This window comes from Pectobacterium parmentieri, from assembly GCF_001742145.1.
Lineage (GTDB): Bacteria > Pseudomonadota > Gammaproteobacteria > Enterobacterales > Enterobacteriaceae > Pectobacterium > Pectobacterium parmentieri.
The window spans coordinates 278177-301118 of the sequence record NZ_CP015749.1; the positions used below are offsets into that span (position 1 = coordinate 278177).

The following is a 22942-nucleotide window of genomic DNA, read 5'->3' on the forward strand; positions in this document are numbered from 1 at the left end:
GGATTTTCCCTCTGAGAAGACATCGCCACGGATGGGAGAACGATTGATGAAGCAGAAAAAGCAAAACGTTATCGCGGTATCGCTACTGTTGAGCGCATTGCTGGCAAGCGGTTGTAGTTCGCTGCCGCGCTCATCCGCAGCGGTTGCTGCTGCATCAAGCGCTGATGTGTGCCAGATTGGCGACAAGCAGGTACAGACCACGCTATATTTTGGTTTGAATCGTCCTGCTGGCCCGGTGATCACTGATGCTGAGTGGAAAGCATTTTTGGACGGTGAGGTGACGCCACGCTTTAAAGAAGGGCTGACGGTGTTTGATGCCAAAGGACAATGGCTGGGGAACAATGGACAGGTTGCCCGCGAGAACAGCAAAGCGCTGATGTTGATTCACGGCGCTGATAAAGAGCGTGATATTGAAGCGCTGCGTACCGTCTACAAATCACGTTTCGCACAGGAATCCGTCATGCGGATTGATGCTCCCGTCTGCGTCGCTTTCTGATTTTTTCATCAGCCCCTGAAAAGGGGCCGATGATAGTGTCGAAAATCATCGTGATGAGATCGAGATACTCGGGGCTACCATGAGGTGAGGCATCCCTGCGGGAACCTCATCCCCGTGTTTCCCCTAATATGCGGCTCTGTCATTAGTGTTATGGTTTTTAACCTATGTATTTATAATAAAAGACTACAGCACCACTCCCGCTACTGCCGCAGACAGCAAACTCACCAGCGTAGAGCCGTAAACCAGCTTCAGACCGAAGCGCGATACCACGTTGCCCTGTGCTTCATTCCGCCTTCGATTGCACTTGCGATAATGTCGATTGACGTAAAGTTGGCAAAGGAAATCAGGAAGACAGATAAAACCCTCAAACCGCGTGGCGACATTTCTGCCGCGATCTTCTTCAATTCGATCATGGCAACGAATTCATTGGCCACCAGCTTGGTTGCCATAATGCTACCGCACTATAAAAATTGGGGAAACAGTCGATTAATCAGGGAAGGTAGCGAGAGGATCCCCTTCAGCCAATGGGCTGGCCGAAGGGAGGACAATTTCGGCAGTTAGTGCGCGCCACCGCCTCCACCGCCAGTGGTAAAGGGCGGTTTAGCAAACCAGACCAGCACCAGCAATACCAGAAATACACCTGCGGCGGCCCAGAAGATTTCATTGGCGGAAATAATCAGCCCCTGTGCCGTAATCTGCTCTGCGATGTAAGCCGAGGCCTGTGTTTGACTCATCCCCATAGCCTGAAGCTGCTGGTACGTTTCCTGTGCTATCGGATTATATGGCGTGATAGATTCCGTCAGGTGTGCATGGTGCAGCGACTCTCGCTGCGTCCAGAGCGTGGTGGTTAGTGATGTCCCGATCGATCCCGCCAGCGTTCGGGCAAAGTTCGACAGACTTGATGCTGCCGCCAAACGTTCAGGCGGAAGACCCGACAGCGTAATCGTCGTCAGTGGCATGAAGAAGCAGGCGACGGCAAATCCCTGTACGAATTGCGGCCAGGCCGACGCGCCGAAATCCATGCCTGGCTCGAAGGTGTACGCACGCCAGTAAAAGCAGACCGCATACATGATAAAGCTGAACGTTACCAGCTTGCGCATATCCAGACGCGGCGCGAATCGACCGATGATTGGTGACAGCACCACCGGCATCAGCCCAACGGGGGCGGATGCCAACCCTGCCCAGGTGGCGGTATAGCCATACACCTCCTGCAATAGCTGCGGCAAGAGCACAATTGCCCCGAAGTAAAACATATAGGCGAGGCTGATACACAGACAGCCAATGGTGAAGTTTCTCGACTTAAATAGGGATAAATCCACCACCGGATGGTCGTCCGTCAGTTCCCAGACAATCAGGAACGTTATCGCAATTACCGCCACCACTGCGAGGGTGATGATTTCCGTCGAGTTAAACCAGTCCAGCTCTTTGCCCCGGTCGAGCATCATCTGAAGGCTGCCGATGCCAACGACCAACAACGCCAGCCCGATAGTATCGATGGGCTTGATTTCCGTTTTGGTTTCTCGCCCACGCAGCGTTTGCAACGCAATAAACACCACGGCGATACCGAGTGGAACGTTGATGAAGAATATCCAGCCCCAGTGATAGTTATCGCTAATCCAGCCGCCCAAAATCGGGCCACAGATCGGTGCGACCACCACGGTCATTGACCACAGCGCCAGAGCGATGCTGCGTTTAGCGGGGGGATAATTGCTTAACAACAGGCTCTGTGACAGCGGGATTAGCGGCCCGGCGACGATCCCCTGCAAGACGCGGGCGAAAATCAGCATTTCCAGGCTGGTGGACATACCACATAGCCAGGACGTCAGGGCGAAGAGTGCCGTTGACCATAGAAAAAGGCGGACTTCACCGAACCGTTTGGCTAGCCAGCCGGTGATAGGAATAGAGATAGCATTAGCGACCCCGAATGAGGTAATGACCCATGTTCCCTGTGAGTTGGACGCACCCAGATTACCGGCGATGGTCGGAATAGCGACGTTGGCGATGGTGGAGTCCAGCACCTGCATGAACGTTGCCAGCGACAGCGCAACGGTCATCCAGGCCAGACTCGCGCCTTTAAGCGGTTTTCTCTGCACGTTTCTCTCCTGGTCGATTAACCGGCATTGGCTTGAATAATGGTGCTAATGTCTTGGTTAACGGGGGTGAGATCCAACGTCAGCGCATCACTTTGGTAGGCTGGCGTGGTGCGCGATGTTTCTGCTAACGCGCTGCCTTCGGTATTGGCGGTATCGACATTGACCAATGCAGACAGGCCGATGCGCAACGGATGTTCGGCAACCTGCTTCGGATCGATCTCAATACGCACTGGCAGGCGCTGAACCACTTTAATCCAGTTTCCGGTCGCGTTCTGGGCTGGCAGCAGAGAAAACGCGCTACCGGTTCCCATATCGAGGCCGACCACTTTTCCCTGATACACGACGTCATCGCCGTAGATATCCGCGATCACGGTGGCGGGTTGGCCGATGCGCATATTGGCTAGCTGCGTCTCTTTGAAGTTAGCATCAACCCACAGGTGATTGGCGGGAACGACAGCCATCAGCGCTGAGGTTGAGGAGATGCGAGCGCCAATCTGCACGCTGCGGCGTGAGATGTAGCCGTCAATCGGGCTGACAATTTTGGTGCGCTGTAGCGCTAACCAGGCATCGCGCATTTCTACAGAGGCTTGCTGTATGGCGGGTTGTTTCTCAAGCGGTGTATCCAGAATCATCGCCTGATTCGCCTGATATTGTTGTCTGGCCACTTCCAACGCTGCTTTGGCGGTCGCGACGGCATCGCGAGCATGCTGTACTTCTTCACGCCCGATAGCATTCGCGCTGCCCAGTGCTTCACGGCGGCTTAAGTCGCTTTGCGCCTTGTTCAGTTCTGTCTGACGCAGTTCGATGTTGGCCTGATATTGTTTGCTGTTGATAATCAACTGATGCGTTTGGCGCACGCTGTTAGCCAATGCGGTTTTCGCGCGCTCGAATGCCTGCTGGGCATCGGTAGGATCCAACTCCACTAACACCTGTCCCTGCTTAACAAAGTCAGTATTGTCGACGTTCACATGGGTGACGCTGCCTGTAACCTGTGCCATGATCTGAATCTGGTTGCCTGCGACGTAGGCATCGTCAGTGCTTTGGTGATGTCTGAGAACCAGGAACCAGTAAACTAGCCAAGCACAGCCCAGCACGACGAAAATAAATGTCAGCAGCGATAACACGCGTTTCCGCTGCTGTTTCTTGTTTCTTTGCGGCGTCTGCGGCACCTGATTTTCCACACTTTCACTCATGCTATTCTCTCTTTTTATTTTCTTTGTATCGGCCAGTGCGCCAGACAGAGCCGCCTGGCGATAGTCGCAATGAATTCATATTGCTGTGTAGCTCGGGGGAACTCACCGGAGCGTGAGATTGCCGTTGCGCTAAGTCGCACGCCGCTGCTGCGGAAAGATCATGCGTATTTTTCGCAGCAAAACTCACCTGCCCGATACATCAGCATCGGGGCGTTCCGGGTGAAAGAAAAAGGCGCTGGTTATGATTTTTGTTGTTGTTTTTCTGCTATACGTTGTCGAAATCGTCCATTTCATCCAGCCGAACCAAGAGCTTTCTCATCAGCGTTTCAAGCTGTTTTTTCTCGCCGGATTCAAGTGCTGAACAAAGAACATGGAGACTGTTGTGCTGTGGTGGAATCAATTGACCAAGAAAGGCTTTGCCTTCTTCTGTTAGATGCAGATGCAGGCAGCGCCTGTCACTGCTGCTTTCGCGCCGTTCTATCCAGCCTCTTTTCTCCAGATCGTCAGCGATGCGTGTTGCATTGGTGCGTGACGACCCCAGTGCGGCACTGAGTTCGGACGGCTGAATACTGTAAGACTCTTGAGATTCCAGCGTCAGTAATGCCATGAAAAGGGTTTCATTGATGCCCTGATCTTTCAGCATTCTGTTTCTATTTTCCAGTATTTTGCCTTGAACATGCATGAATAGACGCAGTAGCAAGACTTCCTGACGTGGGAAACCGGGTTTGCGTGAAGCACGCAGATCGAGCATTTGTTCTATAGGAGTGAATGAACTGTCCATTTTTTATATAAACCTCATTAATCACGGCATGCATAGTAACTAATGTTACTAAATGGGTAAACGGCATTCGGGTGGGAAATTGTGCTTATTTATGTGACAGAAAGTAAGCGGATAATAGCCAGAGGTAAGGGTTATTCGTCACTTACTTTATCTAAATCAAAATCTTAATTGATAATTTCCGCTGCGTATTCAGAGCAGTTTAAACGCAATGCCGTAGCACAGCGCCCCTAGTAGCGTCGATAAAACGATACTACGGGTTTTATAAAAACAGGCGGTCAGCATAATAAAACCCGTCAGCGTTGGCAGTAGCTTTTCGTGATGTGCGAGAATATCCGGCACGCTGGAAACGATCAGCAGCGCACAGATCGAAGCAATGCCGATGCTATCCAGCAACAAGGCCTTTTTACCGCGTTGCAGCGAACCGGAAGCGCGTGAGGTGCTGAGTCTCAGAGGTAAATAACGAAAGAGATAGTTCACTAACCCCACAATCAGCCCGATAAGAATGACTTCTGTACTCATGTGTTCACCTGCGGTGTGTCGGGGTTAACCAGCGATGCCAGACAGCCGCTGAGAATACCGAGTAGTATTGCGGCCGGGATGGAAGAGAGTAGCAATCCAAGCAGCGCGCCGCCTAGTGCGCAGGCTACAACCAGACTCTGTTTTCGCTTGAAAGAGGCGAGCAAAAAGCTCAGGAAAAGCGCGGGAAGCATGAAGGACAACGCGGCTTCGACGGCAGGGTAGTCATCCAATGGGCCGTTACCGAACACGGCGCCAATCACCGTGCCGAGCACCCATGAGAGCCAGGCTAAAAGCGATACGCCCATCATCCACTCTTCTGACCAACGTCGGTTATCTTTCGCCAATCGAGTGGCTGCTGCCGCAAATACTTCGTCCGTCAAGCCGAAAGCCCACAGTGCCGTTTTCCGGGTCGGCAGTCGCTGTGTAATGCGATGCCGCAGTGCAGGTCCATACAGCACATGGCGGACATCCATCGCCATGACGGTCAGCGCCGCTACCCAGATGGACATGCCTGCGCTGAGCAACGCGGTGATGACGAACTGGCTGGCACCCGCGTAAATGATGCATGAAAGAAAAATGCCTTCCAGCGGAGTAAAGCCTAGTTTGACGGCATTCATGCCAAACGCAAATGCTACAGGCATATAGCCGATAACAATTGGCACACTATCAAATACGCCTTCACTAAAAGACGCCGGTTTTTTGGGTGTAGCGGTAGTTAATGTATTCACTGGCCTAATGTTTTTTGTACTGAAAGGAAATTAACCGGTAACACTAGCAAAGCGTTACCGGAATTTCACGTTATTGCGGAACAGGCGTGATGGTTTTTGATGCAATGGTATCGGGCGTAATTTTCTCGCGAGAAACTGTCTCAAATAAGACAGTCTCACGCGAACGTGTTGCAAATATGAAGGTTTATAGCGCCGCCATCGCTTCCTGTGTTTCGTGATGATGGCTGCGCCACCACACCAGCAGGTTCAACAGGCTGATAATGCCGCCAGCAGCACACACGCCCAGCCAACCCCACTGCTGATAGGCCGAGGCGGAAAGCAGCGAGCCCAGTGCGCCGCCGATGAAATAGCTGGTCATATAGCCTGCCGTTAGCCGATTACGCGCTTCGGGCATCATCCGGTAGATCACGCTCTGGTTGGTGACGTGTACGCCCTGAACCGCCAGATCCAGTACGATGATCCCCATGAGCAGCGCCGCCACGGAATGAATACCGAGCGCAATAAAGCCCCACGACAGCAAAAGCAGGATAATCCCAACGCTGGTGGTCGGCTTGGCTTTGCCCTGATCGACCAGTCGCCCGGCGCGTGAAGCCGCTAATGCGCCCGCTGCGCCAACCAACCCGAACAGACCGATAACGCCTTCGGAATAGCTGTAGGGTGGCGAGGCCAGCAGGAATGCCATCGACGTCCACAGGATGCTGAAGTTGGCAAAGGACAGGCAACCAAGGATCGCGCGCGTGCGCAGCAGCGGATTTGCAGAGAACAGGCTGAATATGGAGACCAGTAACTGCGGGTAGTTCAGCGTGTTTTGCTGAGGAATGCGCGGCAATGCCCGCCACAAAATCAGCGCCATGATGACCATCAGCGTACTGGCAACCCAGTACACGGTGCGCCAGTCACCGAGTGAAGCCAGCGCGCCCGCCACGGTGCGTGCCAGCAAAATTCCCAGCAGCAGGCCGCTCATTATTGTGCCGACGACTTTACCGCGCGTTTCTGGCGTTGCCAGCGTTGCGGCAAGAGGAACCAGCAACTGCGCGACAACGGAGAACAAGCCGGTCAACGCTGTGCCAGCAATCATTATCCAGAGCGTGGGTGCAGAAGCGGTGATCAGCATCCCGCCTGCGGCGAGTAGCGTCATGCCGACAATCAGCGTCCGGCGTTCAAACATATCCCCCAGCGGCACCAAAAACAGCAGGCCAACGGCATAACCCAACTGTGCGGCGGTGACAATGAATCCCGCCTGGTTAACGGAAAGCGCAAAGACTCTGGCAATTGTCTCCAGCAGCGGCTGGGCATAGTAATTACTGGCGACGGCAAGGCCGGTCGCGATAGACATAATTAGGGTCAAAGACAGGCTAAGCCCTGGTTGTTGTGTAGAGGATGTAGATTGTTGCTGAAGAGGCATAGTGTTTGAACGTTAATATGATGTTAAAAGCAGAAGCGATAGTATCCGGCAGAGCCTACTGAGATGCCAGAATATCTTTGTGCTGATTAAGTTTGTTTTGTTTTTAATGAGATTGATTTAGCTTATTGCCAGCATCATAACACTATCGACAGGGGACAGTATGTTTAAGCATTATCAGGTGTTTAAGAAAAACAGCATTGCAATGCTAATGGGATGTGCACTGCTGCCAGCAGCGGCACTGTGGTCGATGGGGGCGCAGGCAGTCACGGCGGTTTACGTCTCTGCTGCCACTGACGGCGCGATCGATGTTTACACACTCAATACGCAAAGCGGCGAATTGACCGCTATCGGGAAAGCGGCCGCTGGGGCGAAGGTGATGCCGCTGGCCGTTAGCCCAGATAAATCGTTCCTCTATGCTGCCACGCGCGGCATCCCCTACTCGGCGGTCAGCTATAAAATCGACGCCAAGAGCGGTGTACTGAGCCCGTTAGGCAAAGCGGAATTACCGGACAGCATGGCTTACATCTCGGCGGATCTCACGGGAAAATGGCTGTTCAGCGCCTCGTATGGCGGCAATAAAATCGCGGTTAATGGCATTGATAAAGACGGTAAGGTGAACGCGAGTGCGGTCACGGTGGTGCCGACAGGCGAGAAAGCGCACAGCATCATTGCCGATCGCAAAAATAAGTTCGTCTTTGCCAGCAATCTCGGCAGCGACCAAATTGTACAGTTCCGGTTTGATGCGAAAACGGGCACGCTGACGCCGAATGAGCTAGCCGAAATTAAACTACCCGGAGGGAACGGGCCGCGCCATCTGGTGTTCTCACCAGATAATAAAACGCTTTACGTGAGTAACGAATTGTCTGGCAAAGTTGCGCGTCTGGCGCTGGATGAAAAGACGGGTCAGCTTACGCTGTTGGATTACACCGACACCGTTCCGGCCGAGGCAGGGATGAGAGCGGGAACGATCACACCTGATAAAAATAACGCCGATAGCCGACCGCAGATCTGGAGCGCCGATTTACGTCTGACGCCAAATGGAAAATTCCTGTACGTATCGGAACGCACCAAAAGCACGATTACGCTGCTGCGGGTCGAGCCGAAAACGGGTCAGTTGAAATACATTACGCGCTATCCAACGGAAACGCAGCCGCGCGGTATTCAGATCGATCCAAGCGGGAAATTCCTGATCGCCAGCGGTGAAAAATCGACGTCACTATCTGTGTACCGCATCAATCAGGACAACGGGGATTTAGTGCGAGTAGGGCAATATCCGACCGGAAAAGGCGCGAACTGGGTCGAAATCGTTAAACTGCCGTAATGGTCTCCCATCAATAAAAAAACGCCTCTTTCGTTGGAAAGGGGCGTAGTAGAAAGAAGGAAAAATGGCTCTACCGGATGTATAACGCGTACTTTTGACGTTTTCTCATGTCAGCGTGAACGTTCATTTTCCCCTTGTCAGTCTGCTTCCTGCTTACGCGAGCGGAAGGCTGCGACTTTCATCCTGTTGCCACAGAGCGCCATGCTGCACCATCGCCGACGATGTGATTTGGTGGTATCCAGAAAGAACAGGGTACAGTCGTGCGCCTCACACTGGCGAATATATTTTACCTCAGACCCGGAAATCAGAGCAGCGAACGCCATTGCTACCGGTTCGAGTAAGCTGGCGCAGCTATTATCCCTCCTGCGTTCAACAACGCTAAAACCGGTTTGCTGACTATTCCATTCCAGCATTCTTACCGACCGTCCACTATCAAGAATATGGTTTATTCGTTCAGGGTCATATTCCTTACCCGATCGGACGGCATCTATTGTCTGAACCATTGCCTGACGCAATGCCAGAGCTTCATTAATCAGGCCGGTCGGCGTGTCTGTAAAATTTTCAGGTAGTTGTTTAGCTGCTTTAAGCCATGCGATGACACTTGCGTCATCCGTCAAACAGTCGTGGTATTCGCTTCCTGTGCCAAATGCACTGTTAATGAGGTCCAACGCGAGATTATTCGCGAGAAAGTGAGGCTGAGTTATCGGTGATGTGTGCATTGATGGTAACCCTTAAAATGATATTGACAGGTTACATTAAATGTCTGTAACCTTCAAATAACAACTTTAAAGGTTACAAAGGAAAGGAACTGTGAATACTGATATAGCAACGACATCCGAGAGCCAAGTCCACTATCGCTATGAGCTGGTGGGTAACGTAAATATTTTCTATCGTGAAGCAGGAAAGCCCTCATCACCCAGCATTTTGCTACTGCATGGATTCGCTGCATCTTCGTACATGTTTAGAGAACTGATTCCGGCACTTGCTGATAATTATCACGTGATTGCTCCCGATCTGCCGTCCTTCGGTTTCACGGAATCGCCGGGAAGCGATGAGTATGACTATACGTTTGATAATTTGGCAAAGACGATAGATCGGTTTACTGAACAGTTGAAGCTCCAGCGCTATGCGATCATGGTTCATGACTATGGCGCACCGGTTGGATGGCGCCTCGCTACGGCTCATCCCGATCGTATTACGGCAATTATTTCGCAGAACGGTAATGCTTATGAAGAAGGTTTGGCGCAAGGATGGGATGCGATCAGACGATATTGGCACTCACCGACGGCAGAGAATCGTGCTGCTCTTCATGATTTTCCGACCGCCGCCTCCGTGAAATGGCAATATTTAGAAGGCGTCTGTGATACCAGTCTTGTCTCCCCTGATGGATACACCCTTGAAGGGCAGCATGTGTCTCGCTCAGGCAATGCTGATATTCAACTGGATCTGCTACTGGATTACGCCTCCAATGTTCAGCGCTATCCTGAATTCCAGACTTACTTCCGTGAGCAACAACCACCGCTGCTTGCTGTCTGGGGTCGCCACGATCCTTACTTTTTGCCTGCCGGTGCGGAAGCGTGGAAACGAGATATTCCCCATGCGGATATCCGTTTCTACGATACCGGGCATTTTGCTTTAGAAACGCATGCAAATGACATCATCCCTGTCATCCACACATTCCTGGACGACAATATAAAATGATTTTCTGATTGGGTTTGATGAGGCGTCAGGGGGGAAGTGTTGTTGTGGGAACGTAGAAAACGCTCGCCCCTTTCGCTGGAAAGGGGCGAGCGTCTACAGGTGATTATTTTGCGGCATCGGCGGCGGTTTTCACCCAGCCGTCAAACAACTGCTGGTGGGCTTTGATCCAGCCATCCACATGACGTTCGATATCCTTCTGTGAACCCTGACCTTCATGCATACGCAGATTCTGCGCATTCACATCGGCAATCGGCAGCTTCATGATGGCGAACAGCTTCGCCGCTGCGGGGTTTTTCTCGGCCCATACTTTATTCGCGGCAATCTTCATGGTGTTAACCGGGAAGCCATAGTCGGCACCGTTTGGCAGCTTAGTGCTGACATCCTTCATTTCACCCGGTTGAGAAGAGAAAGGCACCTGCAACCAGACTACGTCACGGCCCGGAACCAGCACATCACTCACCCAGTACGGCGTCCAAGTGTAGTACAGAATCGGCTTGCCTTCTTTGTAACGGGTGATGGTATCGGCGATCATCGCCGCATAGTTGCCCTGATTATGCTCGACCGTGTTGGTTAAGCCATAGGCGGGAAGATGGTGGTTGATGGCGGCTTCGCATCCCCAACCCGGCGTACAGCCTGTCAGATCGGCTTTGCCGTCGCCGTTGGTATCAAACAGCTTGGCAATTTTTGGATCTTTTAGCTGCGCAATATTGGTGATCTTGTATTTTTCAGCGGTTTTCTTGTCGATCAGATAGCCCTGAGCGGCACCGGAGACATATTCGCCCTGACGGTAGAACTTCGCGTCCCCGCCAGCCGCTTTATATTGGTCGGCGTGTAGCGGATCCCAGTTCACCGCGATAAACGTTGCATCGCCAGAGGCAATTGAGGTGTAGGCGACGTTGTAGTCCACTTCACGGGGAGATTGCACGTCATAGCCCAGTTTTTCCAACGCGCGGCTGACCAGCAGCGTCTGGAACGTTTCCTCGGAGATGGTACTTTGCACTGGAATAACGGAAATACCTTTCCCCGGTTGCGCGGTGTCAGCGGCGTAAACCTGCGTACTCAACAGTGCGGTAGTCAGGGCGGCGGCCCAAAGTTTGGTGTTTGGCATCATGATTCCCTCTGTTTTTTTATCGTGCGTTGATTCGTGAGTGTGGCTAATAAAATGAATATTGCGGATAAAACGAACAGTGAATGTCGCCGCTTGTCTGACGTATGCCAGACAAGCGGGACGAGCATTACTGCTTGATGAAAGGACGTGTCAGCAGGCCAATTGGGCCGCTGGCGTACCAGCTTTTATTGCCCTTGCTGCGACGATCGCGCCCCAGAGACTGGGTAAGGCGGTCAAGAATAATGGCCAGAATAACAATCCCAACACCGCCGACGGCAGCCAGACCCATATCCAGACGGCCAATCCCGCGCAGTACCATCTGGCCTAAACCACCCACGGCGATCATCGAGGCGATAACCACCATCGACAGTGCCAGCATCAGCGTCTGATTAACACCAGCCATGATGGTCGGCATGGCCAGCGGCAGTTGAACCTTAAACAGCATCTGGCGTGGGCTGGCACCGAATGACTCCGCGGCCTCAATCAGATCGGCGGGAACCTGGCGAATACCCAGAATCGTTAAGCGAATAATCGGCGGCAGGGCAAAGATAATGGTCACCACCACACCCGGCACGTTACCGATACCGAACAGCATGACGATAGGCACCAGATAGACGAACGCGGGCGTAGTCTGCATGGCATCGAGCAGTGGACGAATAATCTTGGCGGCTCGTTCGCTACGTGCCAGCCAGATCCCCATGGGGAGTCCGATAAGTACGCAGAAGAACAGTGCGGTCAGCACCAGCGCTAACGTGATCATGGCCTGTGACCAGGCACCAATCGCGCCAATCGCAATCAGAGACAGTAGGGTTGCCACGCCCATACCGAGGCTGGACATCTGCCAGGCAATCAGCGAAAACACCAGAATGGCAATCGGCGCAGGCATCCCCAGCAGGAATTGTTGAAAGCCGCCCAGAATAAAATCGACCGGCACGCGAATGCCCTGGAAGATAGGTCTGAAGTGCAGGACAACCCAGTCGATACCGTGGGTGACCCAACTGTCCAGCGGGATCAGCGTGTCCTTAAACGGGTCGAGCAGATTAAAATGCTCAGGCGTCGAGGGGGCGGCGCTGTTTAGCCAGTCACTGCCGGATTGCGCAGCCTGATGGGCGGCATCGGTAGAACCATCGGGAGCCGGTGCGCTGCTCCAGGCATCGCTGCTGTTAGCCGGTGCATCTTGAGTAGGTGCGCCGGTAGACCAGGGATCGCTCTGTGGTGCGCTATCTGGCGTCGAACCGTGCTGTGCTGGTGTCGCACTATCAGCCGTGTGATCGGCTGGCTGATTTTGTGTCGTGGTGGTGTCCCACGGATTTGAGGTTGATTTACTCATTGGTCACTCCTTCCTTATCCAGTGCCTGTAGCAGCATTCCTTTGGAAATGATGCCAATGTACTCATGGTTTTCGCCGACGACAGGGACGGCACAGGGAGCCTGTGCGACCTGAGAAATCAGCTCGTTGAGTGACATATCTGCGGGCACGGGAGCAGGTTCGGGCAGTAACGCCTGTTCCAGCGGCAACTGTTCTTTCAGCGCTTGTTTCAGTGAATCAATAGACACGATGCCAATGAAGCGTTTCCCTCCTTCCAGCACGTAGCCATAATCACGGTCTTCGTCCTGAAGGATTTTTAGCGCGGAACGTGGCCCCACGCCGGGAGTTTTACGGATTAAGGTGACTGGGCGACGACGGGCGATATCTTTGGCGCTAAACACGTGGCTGATATCGACACCGCGGAAAAAGGTGCGCACATAGTCATTGGCTGGGTTATTCAGGATCTCATCGGGCGTACCGACCTGAATCACTTCGCCGCCGTGCATGATGGCAATCCGGTCACCGATGCGCATCGCTTCATCCAAATCGTGCGAGATAAAGACGATAGTGCGTTGATGACGGGACTGAAGTTTGACTAACTCATCCTGCATTTCAGTACGGATCAGCGGATCAAGCGCGGAGAATGCCTCATCCATCAACAGGATATCGGGGTCATTCGCTAACGCTCGCGCCAGACCGACACGCTGCCGCATCCCGCCGGATAGTTCATCCGGGTAAGATGCCGCGTAGGCTTCAAGGCCGACCTGCTGTAATGCATCCAGCGCTTTTTGCTCGCGTTCCGCTTTCGGCACGCCAGCCAGTTCCATACCAAACGCGGTATTGTTGAGGATATTCAGATGCGGCATGAGCGCAAAGGATTGGAACACCATACTGATCTTCTTACGACGCACGTCGCGCAGCGCGGTATCGGATATCCTGGAGATATCTTCGCCGTCGATCAGTACCTGACCACGGGTGGGTTCGATCAGACGATTGAGAAGGCGTACCATGGTTGATTTGCCGGAACCGGATAATCCCATGATGACAAATATCTCGCCTTCTTCAATGGCCAGACTGGCATCTTTTACCCCGACAGTAAGCCCTGTTTTTTCAAATACCTGATCTTTGCTCAGGCCTTTATCAATCAGTTTAAATGCTCTGTCTGGGTGCTCGCCAAATATCTTATAAAGATTCTTTACTTCAAGTTTAATTGCCATGAAATTATTGTTTTCCTGTGTCGTATATAATTCTATAACTTAACCCTGATAATGATTAAACATAATCTACCCTAACATACTCAGATTCTGAGACAACCCTTTATTGCCTCAATGCAATCTCTTGTCAGGCTAATATTAGCGATAGCGGTAACGTGATTATTGCTGCGTTATCTTCATGATTTACGTGATCTTTATGGTTTTTGATTTGAAAGGTAATTCTTTTTATAACAGTGCGTTACCTGTTAGGTTTTGCGTATTAGATTGGTGGCTGATATAACCTTTTCTGATTGTGAATAAACCGCTATTTATAGTGAATTTCACTAATCGAATAATAGGGTAAATAAATCACAATTTTTGACTTGTAGACACTCAAATAGGCCGACGCAGGTACATTTTTTACTTATGCTATCTGTCGGTATTTTATACAGTATAGCAAAGATATAATGGGTGAAATGATTGTGTTAATTCCCACCAATAAATGAGAGTGTTCTGAATAATATATTCTTCATTTTTGCAGCGTAATAAAGTCGAGATGCGGTACCAATTTGGTGAGATGCTTCGTGCGCTATCGTGCATGTGTATTTTGCCGATCGCGATCGCGTTATCCAGATAAAATATAGGGTTATGATGGTTAAATATCATCCATGACGACTATCGAAAGAGGCCATCGTGTTAGATCACCTGAGCATACCGGTTCGGGATATTACCCGTAGCCGACAATTTTATGCGGCTGCGCTTGAACCACTGGGTTACACACTGATTAAGGACATGTCGTTTGCCGTCAGTTTTGCGGTGACGGAAGGATATGGCGAGTCGAGCGATCCCGGTGGCGAATTCTGGATTTATCAGTCAAAGGGCGAGCCTTGTCCTGCGGTGCACTTTGCTTTCAGTGCCGCCTCGCGAGAGCGTGTGGAGGCTTTTTTTGCTGCCGCTATGGCGGTGGGGGGCATAGATAATGGGCCACCGGGGCTGCGTCCGAATTATCATCGGGATTATTACGCCGCATTCGTGCGCGACCCGGATGGATACAATATTGAAGCGGTGTATCACCGCCAGCCTTGAACGTCGGATTCTGTCGACATGGTGATAGGGGGGAATTCCCCTTTATCACTCGCTCATCAGGCTGACGTGGGCGGCGACAATGCGCCAGCCTTCGGGCATTTTGGCCCAGGTTTGCATTTGGCGGCCAATCGTCGTGCTGCCTGTGCGGGTAAACTCGGTGCTGGCGACGGCCATATCATGACCGTAAGTGGTGATGACCGTATTACCCAGGGATCTGTCCAGACCAGCAGAAGGACGAGTGAGGCGAAAGGCGCGGATTTCCTCGATCCCGTACAGATTTTCTCCCGCACCGTAGCGCACCGTTTTTTCATCGTGCCAGAACAACTCATCCAGCACCGCAATATCATTACCCGTTAAGGCTTTTTCGTAGCGATAAAAGGCGGCAGTCACATCGGCCAGCACATCCGGTTGGTTGATATCGTCAGGCAACATATTTTCTTTCCTCATAAGGTATAGGTTATTCCTTGTTGCTCAAGCGCCCACGCCGTCCGCAGGCAAAGATCCTCGCGCCACGGTGCGGCAATAATCTGAATACCTATCGGCAGGCCGCTGGCGGTTGCTACCGGTACTGTCACGACGGGCAGCCCGACGAAAGAGATCGGCTGTGTCAGCATGCCCATGCTGGCGCGAACGGGTAGGTCGGTATCATTAATATGCATGATTTCCTGACCAATCAACGTGGCGGAGCAGGGTGTCGCGGGGGCAATCAGCAGGTCGGTGTGTTCAAATAACGCCAACGTCTGTTGACGAAAATAGTTACGGAAGCGCTGGGCCTGTACATACCAGGCGGCTGGGATCATCGCGCCAGCCAGCAACCGCTCGCGTGACAGTGGCTCGAAGCGTTCAGGTTGAGTACGTAAATCGGGCAAATACTGATTCCCGCCTTCGCTGGCCGACAGAATAAAAGCGGCGCTGCGTGCCAATGCGGCGTCGGTTAACGTCAGGCTGTCCTGCACGTCCAGCGCCTGTGCGATTTGGCAGACGGCGGTTTTTGCCTCCTCGCTACCCCATGTGGAAAAGTAGCCATCGAGTACCGCATAGCGTAGTCCGTCGCTGCCTGTCTCCAACTGTTCGGCGGTATGTTGCGTTTCCCGCTCGGCCTGAAAGCGATCGTGCTTGTCGCGGCCTTGTAGTGCATCGAACACCAATGCCAGATCGTCCACGCTACGTGCGAATGGGCCGATGTGGTCGAGGCTGGCGACAAACGGGTGGCTACCGTGACGTGATAAACGGCCAAACGTCGGCTTAAGCCCGAAAATGCCGCAGAGCGACGACGGCACGCGGATCGAGCCATTGGTGTCGCTGCCCAGTGTAAAGTTAACCAGCCCTGCGGCGACGGCGGCCGCCGATCCGCCAGAAGATCCTCCTGCAATACGCTGTGTGTCGAGCGGGTTACGCGTGGGGCCGTAATGGCTGTTCTCAGTGGTAAAGCCGTAGGCATAGGCATCCATATTTAACATGCCGGACAGCAGCGCGCCCTGACTGGCAAGCTGGCGGATGGCAAAAGCATCCTGTGCGGCGGGGGGGCGTTTACTGAGAAGTTCGGCACCTGCCAGCGTGGTTTCGCCGCTGACATCAAACAGGTTCTTTACGGCATAAGGTACACCGGCCAGCGCGGGTAAGGTTTCCCCGCATTGACGGCATGCATCAATATGCTCAGCTTCTGCCAACATGCGTTCACCGGTGACATGGGTATAAGCATTAATTGTAGGATTGGTTTGCTCAATCGCGGCTAGTGCCTGCTGTGCAAGCTCTTTGGCGGAGAACGTTCCCGCCTGCAGGCCTTGCTGAATCTGCCGGATGGATAACGGTGAGGACGCGCGCTTGGCGTATAAACTCATAGCGTATAAGCTCCTAGCGTATAAACCCCGGCAATTTCCTGATGCTCATCGAGGGGAAATGCCATCAACGGCTGTGCCATGGCGTGGATACGGCTGAATTGCACTAACAGTTCCTGACGCCGTTCCTGGCTGAGTTGCAGGGATAATAGTGTTTCCATCTGTTGCAGATACGCCGCCAGCGCGTCTTGTTCGATCATCGTCATTCTGTTTTCTCCCAGTTAAGTAGGACTAAAAGCCTGCCGCGCTGCCGTTGCTGCGTGGATCGAAAGCGCCTTCCAGCATGCCGTTGGTGTGGCGCACGATGGCTCCTGCGTGACCGACGGTTTCGCTAAAACTGCCCAACAGCTCGACGTCATGCCCTAGCTGGCGCAATGCATCCACGGTGGCGGGTTTAAAGCGATCTTCGATCTTCAGGGTGTCAGAGGATTGCCCCCAGGTGCGACCCAGCAGCCAGCGTGGAGCGGTAATCGCCTGTTGTAGCGGTAGCCCTTGCTGGACGTGACGAATAAAGATGGCTGCCTGTGTCTGTGGCTGTCCGTCTCCACCCATCGAGCCGTAGACCATCGTACGTCCGTCGGATAAACGTGCGGCGGCAGGGTTTAAGGTATGAAAAGGTTGCTTACCGGGTTCTAACGCCAGCAGATGTGCCGGATCGAGGCTGAATGAGGCACCGCGGTTCTGCCAGAGCACGCCAGTTCCCGGCAGCACAACACCGCTGCCAAATTCGTGATAAATACTCTGAATGAAAGAGACGCATAGGCCGCTGCTGTCACATACGCCCATCCAGACGGTGTCGCCGGGGCCTTTACCTTCTCCCCACGATGCGGCTTTTCGCGTATCGATCTGTCGCGCCAGTACACCAAGCGCATCGTTTTCCAGTAGCGCCTGAACATTTTGCGTCATCAACTTGGGATCGGTAATGAAGCGGTCACGTAGGCCAAACGCCAGCTTGGTCGATTCGACAATACGATGGATCGTCTGGCTATCGCTCAGATCTTCCATTTCTAAATGATCGGTCAGGCCGAGGATCGCGAGAGACACCAGACCCTGCGTCGGCGGCGCGAGGTTGTAGATATCGCCTTTACTGTGTTTCAGCACCAGCGGCGTTGTTCGCTTGGCGCGGTAGTTTGCCAGATCGTCAGCCGTTAGTGGCATCCCGAGCCGCGTCATCTGTGCTGACAGCCGAGCGGCGACGGAGCCGCGATAAAAGCTGTCCAGCCCCTCAATGCTCAGCGTCGTTAAGGTATCGGCTAAGTCAGACTGCGTGAAACGGCTGCCCGCACGCGGGATATTTCCCTGTGGCATAAAGAGTTGGCTAAAGGCCGGAAAATCGCTCAGTTCATGATAGCGCTGGGTGAGCGCATCTTCCTGCGATTGCGTGACGGGAATGCCGTCCGCTGCATAGCGAATCGCGTCAGACAGTAAACGAGCGAGCGGTAGCGGTTCTCCTCCCATTTCTTGAGAGAATGCTAACGCTTCCTGCCAGCCGCCGACGGTGCCCGCGACCGTCAACGCCGCTTTCGGGCCGCGATGCGGAATACGGCTCTCACCCCGATACCACTCACGGCAGGCCAATGACCCCGCCGCGCCGCTGGCATCAATGGCGACAGGTTCGCCGCGTGGCGGCACAATCAGCCAGAAACCGTCACCGCCGATCCCGTTCATATGTGGATACACCACGGCCATGGTTGCTGCCGCCGCGACCATGGCTTCAATGGCGTTTCCACCTTCACGCAGAATAGCCAATGCGCTGGCGCTGGCTAAATGATGAGGTGCCACCGCCATGCCCAGCGGGGCGGTATTACTTTGCATCATTTCGATATTCCTTTTTATGTAGGGTAGTGTGAGTTGCTCTATTAACCCTAGCTATAAGCAAACGGCGTTCCAGTTTTTCGGTGCGATGGGAAGTCCATATGTGTGCCGTAAGGCGTGGCTATATCATCCTGACAATCCTGTGCTATGTTCTGCGTAATGAAACAAACGTTACAGCAAGCGCAATGGACGAGAGATGATGATGCAAATAGATGAACGATTACGGGATCGCTACAGCGAGCTTGCACCGCAGGAACAGCGCGTTGCGGATTTCATCTTCGATCACTTTGACGATCTGATCAGCTACAACAGCGCCGAGCTGGCACGGCTGAGTGGCGCTTCCAAAGCGACCGTCAGCCGCTTGTTCAAACGATTGGGCTACCCCAGCTACCGCGACATGCGCGATGAACTGAGAACGTTGCGCCAGAGTGGGATGCCGCTGGCGGATAACCGCGATACGGTGCAGGGGAATACGCTGCTGGCACGGCATTACAAACAGGAAATGGCGAACCTGACGCAGTGGATAAACCAGATTGACTCCGTACAGTTTGGTGCCGTGATTCAGGCGCTGATGCAGGCGCAGCGCCTGTGTCTGATTGGGCTACGCAACAGCTATCCAGTCGCGCTGCATCTGCGCCAACAGTTGCTTCAGATTCGCCAACAGGTCACGCTGCTGACGCAGCCGGGGCAGACGCTATCCGAAGAGCTGGTCGATCTCACGGCGCAGGATGTTGTGATTGTGGTGGCCTTTCGCCGCCGCTCACGGTTAATCCAGCCGCTGCTGGTGCAACTGCAAAAACGTGGCGTGCCTGTGCTGCTGCTCTGCGAACCTCAGGTGAGTGCGCTGATGCCGTTGGCAACCTGGTCGCTGTGCGTTCCGCTGGATAGCGTATCGGCGTTTGATAGCTATTCGTCTGCCATGAGTCTGGTGAATGTGATCAGTAATGCGCTATTGCATGAAATGCTGCGTGATGGACGCCAGCGCATCCACCAGATCGCGGATCTTTATGGTGAACTGGAGGAGCTTGAGCAACGCTAATGGTGCGTTGGGATGGTGCTTTTGCACTTTAATAGTGCGTTTTGACTGGTTATTATATAGCCATGCAGATCGTTTCGGGCGTGATAGCTCTGGATTATTTTTGTGACGTAGCGCTGTGGATTGTTTCTCGTTGTTATCTGTTCATAGGCGTAAAAAATTATGATGAGAAACGTGGGGCATCCCGAATGAGCAGCCCTACGTCGGGCGTGGTGCATGAGTTGCATAAATGATCTCTCTTCAATCACGCCCGAAACTGTTCACTGATATCGCATATCCATATCCACAGCGATGCCATGATTCCCTGACCTTCTACGCTGTTCCTCATCGCCAAGAGTACGAATTTAATCTGGCATGCTCCTTGCTTAGTGTTTGTAACGATAGTTTCAGTATTTATTTTTAAAGAATCTTTCGTTTCAATTACACTAACCGGGGGCAGAGACGATGTTGATCAATAAACTGGGCATCAAAAAAGGGTTACTGGCGGTGATGGGCGCGGCAATGTTACTGGTTCAGGCCGGTAGCGCGATGGCCGATCAGTTGCAGGATATCGAGAAACGCGGTGTGCTGCGTGTTGCCGTACCGCAGGATTTCCCACCGTTTGGGTCGGTCGGCACCGATCTGCAACCGCAGGGCTATGACATCGATATCGCCCGCTATCTGGCGAAAGAGATGAAACTAACGTTGCAACTGGTTCCGGTAACCAGCGCCAACCGCGTGCCGTATCTGCAAACCAACAAGGTTGATCTGGTGATCTCCAGCTTGGGAAAAAATGCCGAGCGTGAAAAAGTGATCGATTTCAGTCGCGCCTATGCGCCGTTCTTTCTGGGTGTATTCGGACCGAAAGACAGCGCGTTAGCCTCGTCAGAAGCGCTGGAAGGGAAGAGCATTGGCGTCACACGCGGTGCGGTAGAGGATATGGTCCTGACGGAAACGGCACCGAAGGCCGCACAGATTAAGCGCTACGAAGATAACAACACCACGCTGTCGGCGTATCTGTCAGGGCAGGTGGAGTTTGTTGCCACGGGCAATTTGGTTGTCGCCGCTATCGCCGAGCAGAACCCAACGAAAGCGCCTGTCGCGAAGTTTATGCTGAAAGATTCGCCGTGCTACATCGGGATGAAGAAAGATGAGCCTGCGCTGAAAGCGAAAGTCGATGCGCTGATCGAACAGGCATTGAAAGACGAGACGCTCAATAGCCTGTCGGAAAAATGGCTGAAAGCGCCGTTGCCAGCCAGCATCAAAGCGTAACGGGAGCGGGCCATGACCTATCAGCTTAATTTTTCCGCACTGTTGCCGTTCTGGCCTGAGCTGCTGGCGGGGCTGTGGGTCACCATTGAGCTGACAGTCATGGCAACCTTCGGCGGTATCGCCATTGGTATCTGCGGGGCGGCCTTGCGTAGCGGCAAGCCCACCCTGCTGAGTCGGCTGTGGGGGATCTACGTCGAGCTGATCCGCAATACGCCGTTTGTGGTTCAGTTGTTCTTTATCGTCTTCGGCTTGCCGAGTCTGGGTTGGAAGCTGACGGCCGGGGAGGCTGCGCTGTTAGCGATGTTGATTAATCTTGGCGCGTACAGCACCGAGATTATTCGTGCGGGCATTCAGGTGACGCCGAAAGGCCAGTGGGAAGCCGCTCGCGTGCTGGGGCTGACGCGGATGCAGACTTTTCTGCGCGTGATTTTGCCGCCTGCGCTCCAGCGGATTTATCCGGCGCTGGTCAGTCAATGCATTATTGTCATGCTGGGATCGTCGGTGGTGTCACAGGTTTCCTACGAGGAACTGACCTTTGCCGCTAACCTGATTCAGTCCCGTACTTTTCTGAGCTTTGAAGTGTATCTGGCGACCACGCTGTGTTATCTCGTGTTGTCTGTTCTGATGCGGCAACTTTTACTGCTGGCAGGTCGGCGTTTCTTAGGGAGTCAGCAATCATGACATTTACCGACTGGGATATTGTGCGCAACCTGCTGCTGGCGGCGCGTTGGACGCTGCTATTGTCGCTGACGGCCTTCATCGGCGGGGCGCTGGTGACGTTTCCGCTTATGCTGTTGCGGCTGACCAAACGCAAATGGGCGACGCGCTTTGTCCATCTGTATTCCGAGTTATTTCAGGGCACGCCGCTGCTGATGCAGTTGTTTCTCGCGTTCTTCGGTCTGGCGCTGTTCGGTATTGATGTCAGCCCGTGGACGGCGGCCGCACTGGCGCTGACGCTGTTTACCAGCGCCTTTCTGGTGGATATCTGGTGCGGCAGCGTGGAAGCGTTACCGAAAGGGCAGTGGGAAGCGTCGCGCTGTCTCGGGCTGGATTTCGGTCAGACGCTCTATCGGGTGATTGCGCCGCAGGCGATGCGTATTGCCATCGCACCTACCGTTGGGTTCTCCGTGCAGGTGATCAAAGGCACCGCGCTGGCGTCGATCATCGGGTTTATCGAACTGACCAAAGCGGGAACCATGTTGAATAACGTGACCTATCAGCCGTTTAAAGTGTTCGGATTGGTGGCGCTGGGCTATTTCCTGATGTGCTATCCGCTCTCTTACTACAGCCGCTATCTGGAGAAGAAATTCAATGCCGCTCATCACCATTAATCAGGTTCAAAAATATTACGGCCAGAACCATGTCCTGAAAGGGGTGGATCTGGATATCGAAATGGGTGAGGTTATTTCGATCATCGGGCGCAGCGGTTCGGGTAAGAGCACATTACTGCGTTGCATGAACGGTCTGGAAGGCTATCAGGACGGCAGTATCAAGCTGGGCGGGGTGACGGTCACCGACAGGGATTCGCAGGCGCGCGAGATCAGCCGCTCGGTCGGGATGGTGTTCCAGAACTTCAATCTGTTTCCGCACATGACGGCGCTGGAAAACGTGATGCTGGCGCCGCGCCGCGTGCTGGGTAAAAGCGCGGCGGAGTGTCAGGCGTTAGGCGAACAGATGCTTAACAAGGTTGGGCTGGGTGAACGCCTTCATTATTATCCCGGCAACCTGTCGGGTGGTCAGCAGCAGCGCGTCGCTATTGCCCGCGCATTGGCGATGAATCCAAAAGTCCTGCTGTGTGACGAAATTACCTCGGCACTCGATCCTGAACTCGTCGGCGAAGTGTTGAAGGTGTTGGAACAGCTTGCCGCAGAAGGCATGACGCTGATTCTGGTCACGCATGAAATGAATTTTGCCCGCGAAGTGGGCGACCGCGTGGTGTTTATGCATCAGGGCACCGTCTGGGAGCAGGGCGACAGTAAAACGCTGTTCGCTAACCCGCAGACCCGCGAGTTGAAACAGTTTATCGCCTCGGTACGAGGATTATCGGAAGCGTAATGACGCTTTTCGAGT

23 protein-coding genes and 1 pseudogene are annotated in these 22942 nt (G+C 53.3%); 9 read left to right on the forward strand and 15 right to left on the reverse strand.

Going from position 1 to position 22942, the window contains the following annotated elements:
- Nucleotides 1-46: 46 nt before the first annotated feature.
- Entirely contained in the window at nucleotides 47-496 is a 450-nt protein-coding gene (locus A8F97_RS01180) for a DUF3574 domain-containing protein (protein WP_014701157.1), read from the forward strand.
- A 183-nt stretch (nucleotides 497-679) separates the two neighbouring features.
- Here A8F97_RS01180 and A8F97_RS22860 read toward each other — a convergent pair.
- The 7 genes and pseudogenes from A8F97_RS22860 to A8F97_RS01215 form a co-directional block, all read right to left on the reverse strand.
- A pseudogene (locus A8F97_RS22860) lies at nucleotides 680-954 on the reverse strand (nucleoside transporter C-terminal domain-containing protein); the annotation flags it as partial.
- Nucleotides 955-1053: 99 nt separating this feature from the next.
- A complete protein-coding gene (emrB, locus tag A8F97_RS01190; RefSeq protein WP_014701156.1) occupies nucleotides 1054-2589 on the reverse strand; it encodes a multidrug efflux MFS transporter permease subunit EmrB in 1536 nt (511 codons plus the stop codon).
- Nucleotides 2590-2606: 17 nt separating this feature from the next.
- The gene (gene emrA / locus A8F97_RS01195) at nucleotides 2607-3782 is read right to left on the reverse strand and encodes a multidrug efflux MFS transporter periplasmic adaptor subunit EmrA (RefSeq protein ID WP_014701155.1); all 1176 of its coding nucleotides are present in this window, start codon (nucleotides 3780-3782) and stop codon (nucleotides 2607-2609) included.
- A 265-nt stretch (nucleotides 3783-4047) separates the two neighbouring features.
- Nucleotides 4048-4563, reverse strand: a complete 516-nt coding sequence (gene mprA / locus A8F97_RS01200; protein WP_014701154.1) for a transcriptional repressor MprA — start codon at nucleotides 4561-4563, stop codon at nucleotides 4048-4050.
- Nucleotides 4564-4752: 189 nt separating this feature from the next.
- A complete protein-coding gene (ygaH, locus tag A8F97_RS01205) occupies nucleotides 4753-5082 on the reverse strand; it encodes an L-valine transporter subunit YgaH (protein WP_014701153.1) in 330 nt (109 codons plus the stop codon).
- On the reverse strand, nucleotides 5079-5810 hold the full coding sequence (locus tag A8F97_RS01210) for an AzlC family ABC transporter permease (protein ID WP_014701152.1): 732 nt from the start codon (nucleotides 5808-5810) through the stop codon (nucleotides 5079-5081). Before A8F97_RS01210 ends, ygaH begins: the two co-directional genes overlap by 4 nt.
- Nucleotides 5811-5994: 184 nt before the next feature.
- Nucleotides 5995-7215: an MFS transporter gene (locus A8F97_RS01215; RefSeq protein ID WP_014701151.1), complete on the reverse strand. Its 1221-nt coding sequence runs from the start codon at nucleotides 7213-7215 to the stop codon at nucleotides 5995-5997.
- A 160-nt stretch (nucleotides 7216-7375) separates the two neighbouring features.
- Here A8F97_RS01215 and A8F97_RS01220 point away from each other — a divergent pair, with 160 nt between their 5' ends.
- Nucleotides 7376-8536: a lactonase family protein gene (locus A8F97_RS01220; protein WP_033071902.1), complete on the forward strand. Its 1161-nt coding sequence runs from the start codon at nucleotides 7376-7378 to the stop codon at nucleotides 8534-8536.
- A 137-nt stretch (nucleotides 8537-8673) separates the two neighbouring features.
- Here A8F97_RS01220 and A8F97_RS01225 read toward each other — a convergent pair whose 3' ends face one another.
- Entirely contained in the window at nucleotides 8674-9255 is a 582-nt protein-coding gene (locus A8F97_RS01225; protein WP_015731079.1) for a CGNR zinc finger domain-containing protein, read from the reverse strand.
- Between the two features lie 91 nt (nucleotides 9256-9346).
- Here A8F97_RS01225 and A8F97_RS01230 point away from each other — a divergent pair, with 91 nt between their 5' ends.
- A complete protein-coding gene (locus A8F97_RS01230; protein WP_033071901.1) occupies nucleotides 9347-10237 on the forward strand; it encodes an alpha/beta fold hydrolase in 891 nt (296 codons plus the stop codon).
- Between the two features lie 103 nt (nucleotides 10238-10340).
- On the opposite strand, the gene proX is transcribed toward A8F97_RS01230, so the two are convergent.
- The 3 genes from proX to proV form a co-directional block, all read right to left on the reverse strand.
- Nucleotides 10341-11345, reverse strand: a complete 1005-nt coding sequence (gene proX / locus A8F97_RS01235) for a glycine betaine/L-proline ABC transporter substrate-binding protein ProX (RefSeq protein ID WP_025920047.1) — start codon at nucleotides 11343-11345, stop codon at nucleotides 10341-10343.
- 127 nt (nucleotides 11346-11472) lie between these two features.
- Entirely contained in the window at nucleotides 11473-12675 is a 1203-nt protein-coding gene (proW, locus tag A8F97_RS01240; protein WP_033071900.1) for a glycine betaine/L-proline ABC transporter permease ProW, read from the reverse strand.
- Nucleotides 12668-13870, reverse strand: coding sequence for a glycine betaine/L-proline ABC transporter ATP-binding protein ProV (gene proV, locus A8F97_RS01245; protein ID WP_014701145.1), 1203 nt, complete (start codon nucleotides 13868-13870; stop codon nucleotides 12668-12670). Before proV ends, proW begins: the two co-directional genes overlap by 8 nt.
- Before the next feature lie 669 nt (nucleotides 13871-14539).
- On the opposite strand from proV, the gene A8F97_RS01250 reads away from it, so the two are divergent.
- Nucleotides 14540-14932: a VOC family protein gene (locus tag A8F97_RS01250; RefSeq protein WP_014701144.1), complete on the forward strand. Its 393-nt coding sequence runs from the start codon at nucleotides 14540-14542 to the stop codon at nucleotides 14930-14932.
- A gap of 45 nt (nucleotides 14933-14977) precedes the next feature.
- On the opposite strand, the gene hpxZ is transcribed toward A8F97_RS01250, so the two are convergent.
- From hpxZ to A8F97_RS01270, 4 genes are read right to left on the reverse strand one after another with little or no spacing between them, the layout of a single operon-like run.
- Nucleotides 14978-15364, reverse strand: a complete 387-nt coding sequence (gene hpxZ, locus A8F97_RS01255; protein WP_014701143.1) for an oxalurate catabolism protein HpxZ — start codon at nucleotides 15362-15364, stop codon at nucleotides 14978-14980.
- A gap of 11 nt (nucleotides 15365-15375) precedes the next feature.
- A complete protein-coding gene (locus tag A8F97_RS01260) occupies nucleotides 15376-16773 on the reverse strand; it encodes an AtzE family amidohydrolase (protein WP_033071899.1) in 1398 nt (465 codons plus the stop codon).
- Nucleotides 16770-16976, reverse strand: a complete 207-nt coding sequence (gene hpxX / locus A8F97_RS01265; RefSeq protein ID WP_033071898.1) for an oxalurate catabolism protein HpxX — start codon at nucleotides 16974-16976, stop codon at nucleotides 16770-16772. The genes A8F97_RS01260 and hpxX overlap by 4 nt, the downstream gene beginning before the upstream one ends.
- Nucleotides 16977-17001: 25 nt before the next feature.
- Nucleotides 17002-18588, reverse strand: coding sequence for a gamma-glutamyltransferase family protein (locus A8F97_RS01270; protein ID WP_033071897.1), 1587 nt, complete (start codon nucleotides 18586-18588; stop codon nucleotides 17002-17004).
- A gap of 196 nt (nucleotides 18589-18784) precedes the next feature.
- On the opposite strand from A8F97_RS01270, the gene A8F97_RS01275 reads away from it, so the two are divergent.
- From A8F97_RS01275 to A8F97_RS01295, 5 genes are all read left to right on the forward strand, one after another.
- Entirely contained in the window at nucleotides 18785-19624 is an 840-nt protein-coding gene (locus A8F97_RS01275) for a MurR/RpiR family transcriptional regulator (protein WP_033072083.1), read from the forward strand.
- A gap of 462 nt (nucleotides 19625-20086) precedes the next feature.
- Nucleotides 20087-20872, forward strand: coding sequence for a transporter substrate-binding domain-containing protein (locus A8F97_RS01280; protein ID WP_033072082.1), 786 nt, complete (start codon nucleotides 20087-20089; stop codon nucleotides 20870-20872).
- 12 nt (nucleotides 20873-20884) lie between these two features.
- A complete protein-coding gene (locus tag A8F97_RS01285; protein WP_033071896.1) occupies nucleotides 20885-21553 on the forward strand; it encodes an amino acid ABC transporter permease in 669 nt (222 codons plus the stop codon).
- Nucleotides 21550-22203 (forward strand): amino acid ABC transporter permease, encoded by a 654-nt coding sequence (locus tag A8F97_RS01290; protein ID WP_011094998.1) that lies wholly within the window; start codon nucleotides 21550-21552, stop codon nucleotides 22201-22203. Before A8F97_RS01285 ends, A8F97_RS01290 begins: the two co-directional genes overlap by 4 nt.
- Nucleotides 22184-22927: an amino acid ABC transporter ATP-binding protein gene (locus tag A8F97_RS01295; protein ID WP_011094997.1), complete on the forward strand. Its 744-nt coding sequence runs from the start codon at nucleotides 22184-22186 to the stop codon at nucleotides 22925-22927. The genes A8F97_RS01290 and A8F97_RS01295 overlap by 20 nt, the downstream gene beginning before the upstream one ends.
- The last annotated feature ends 15 nt before the right edge of the window (nucleotides 22928-22942 follow it).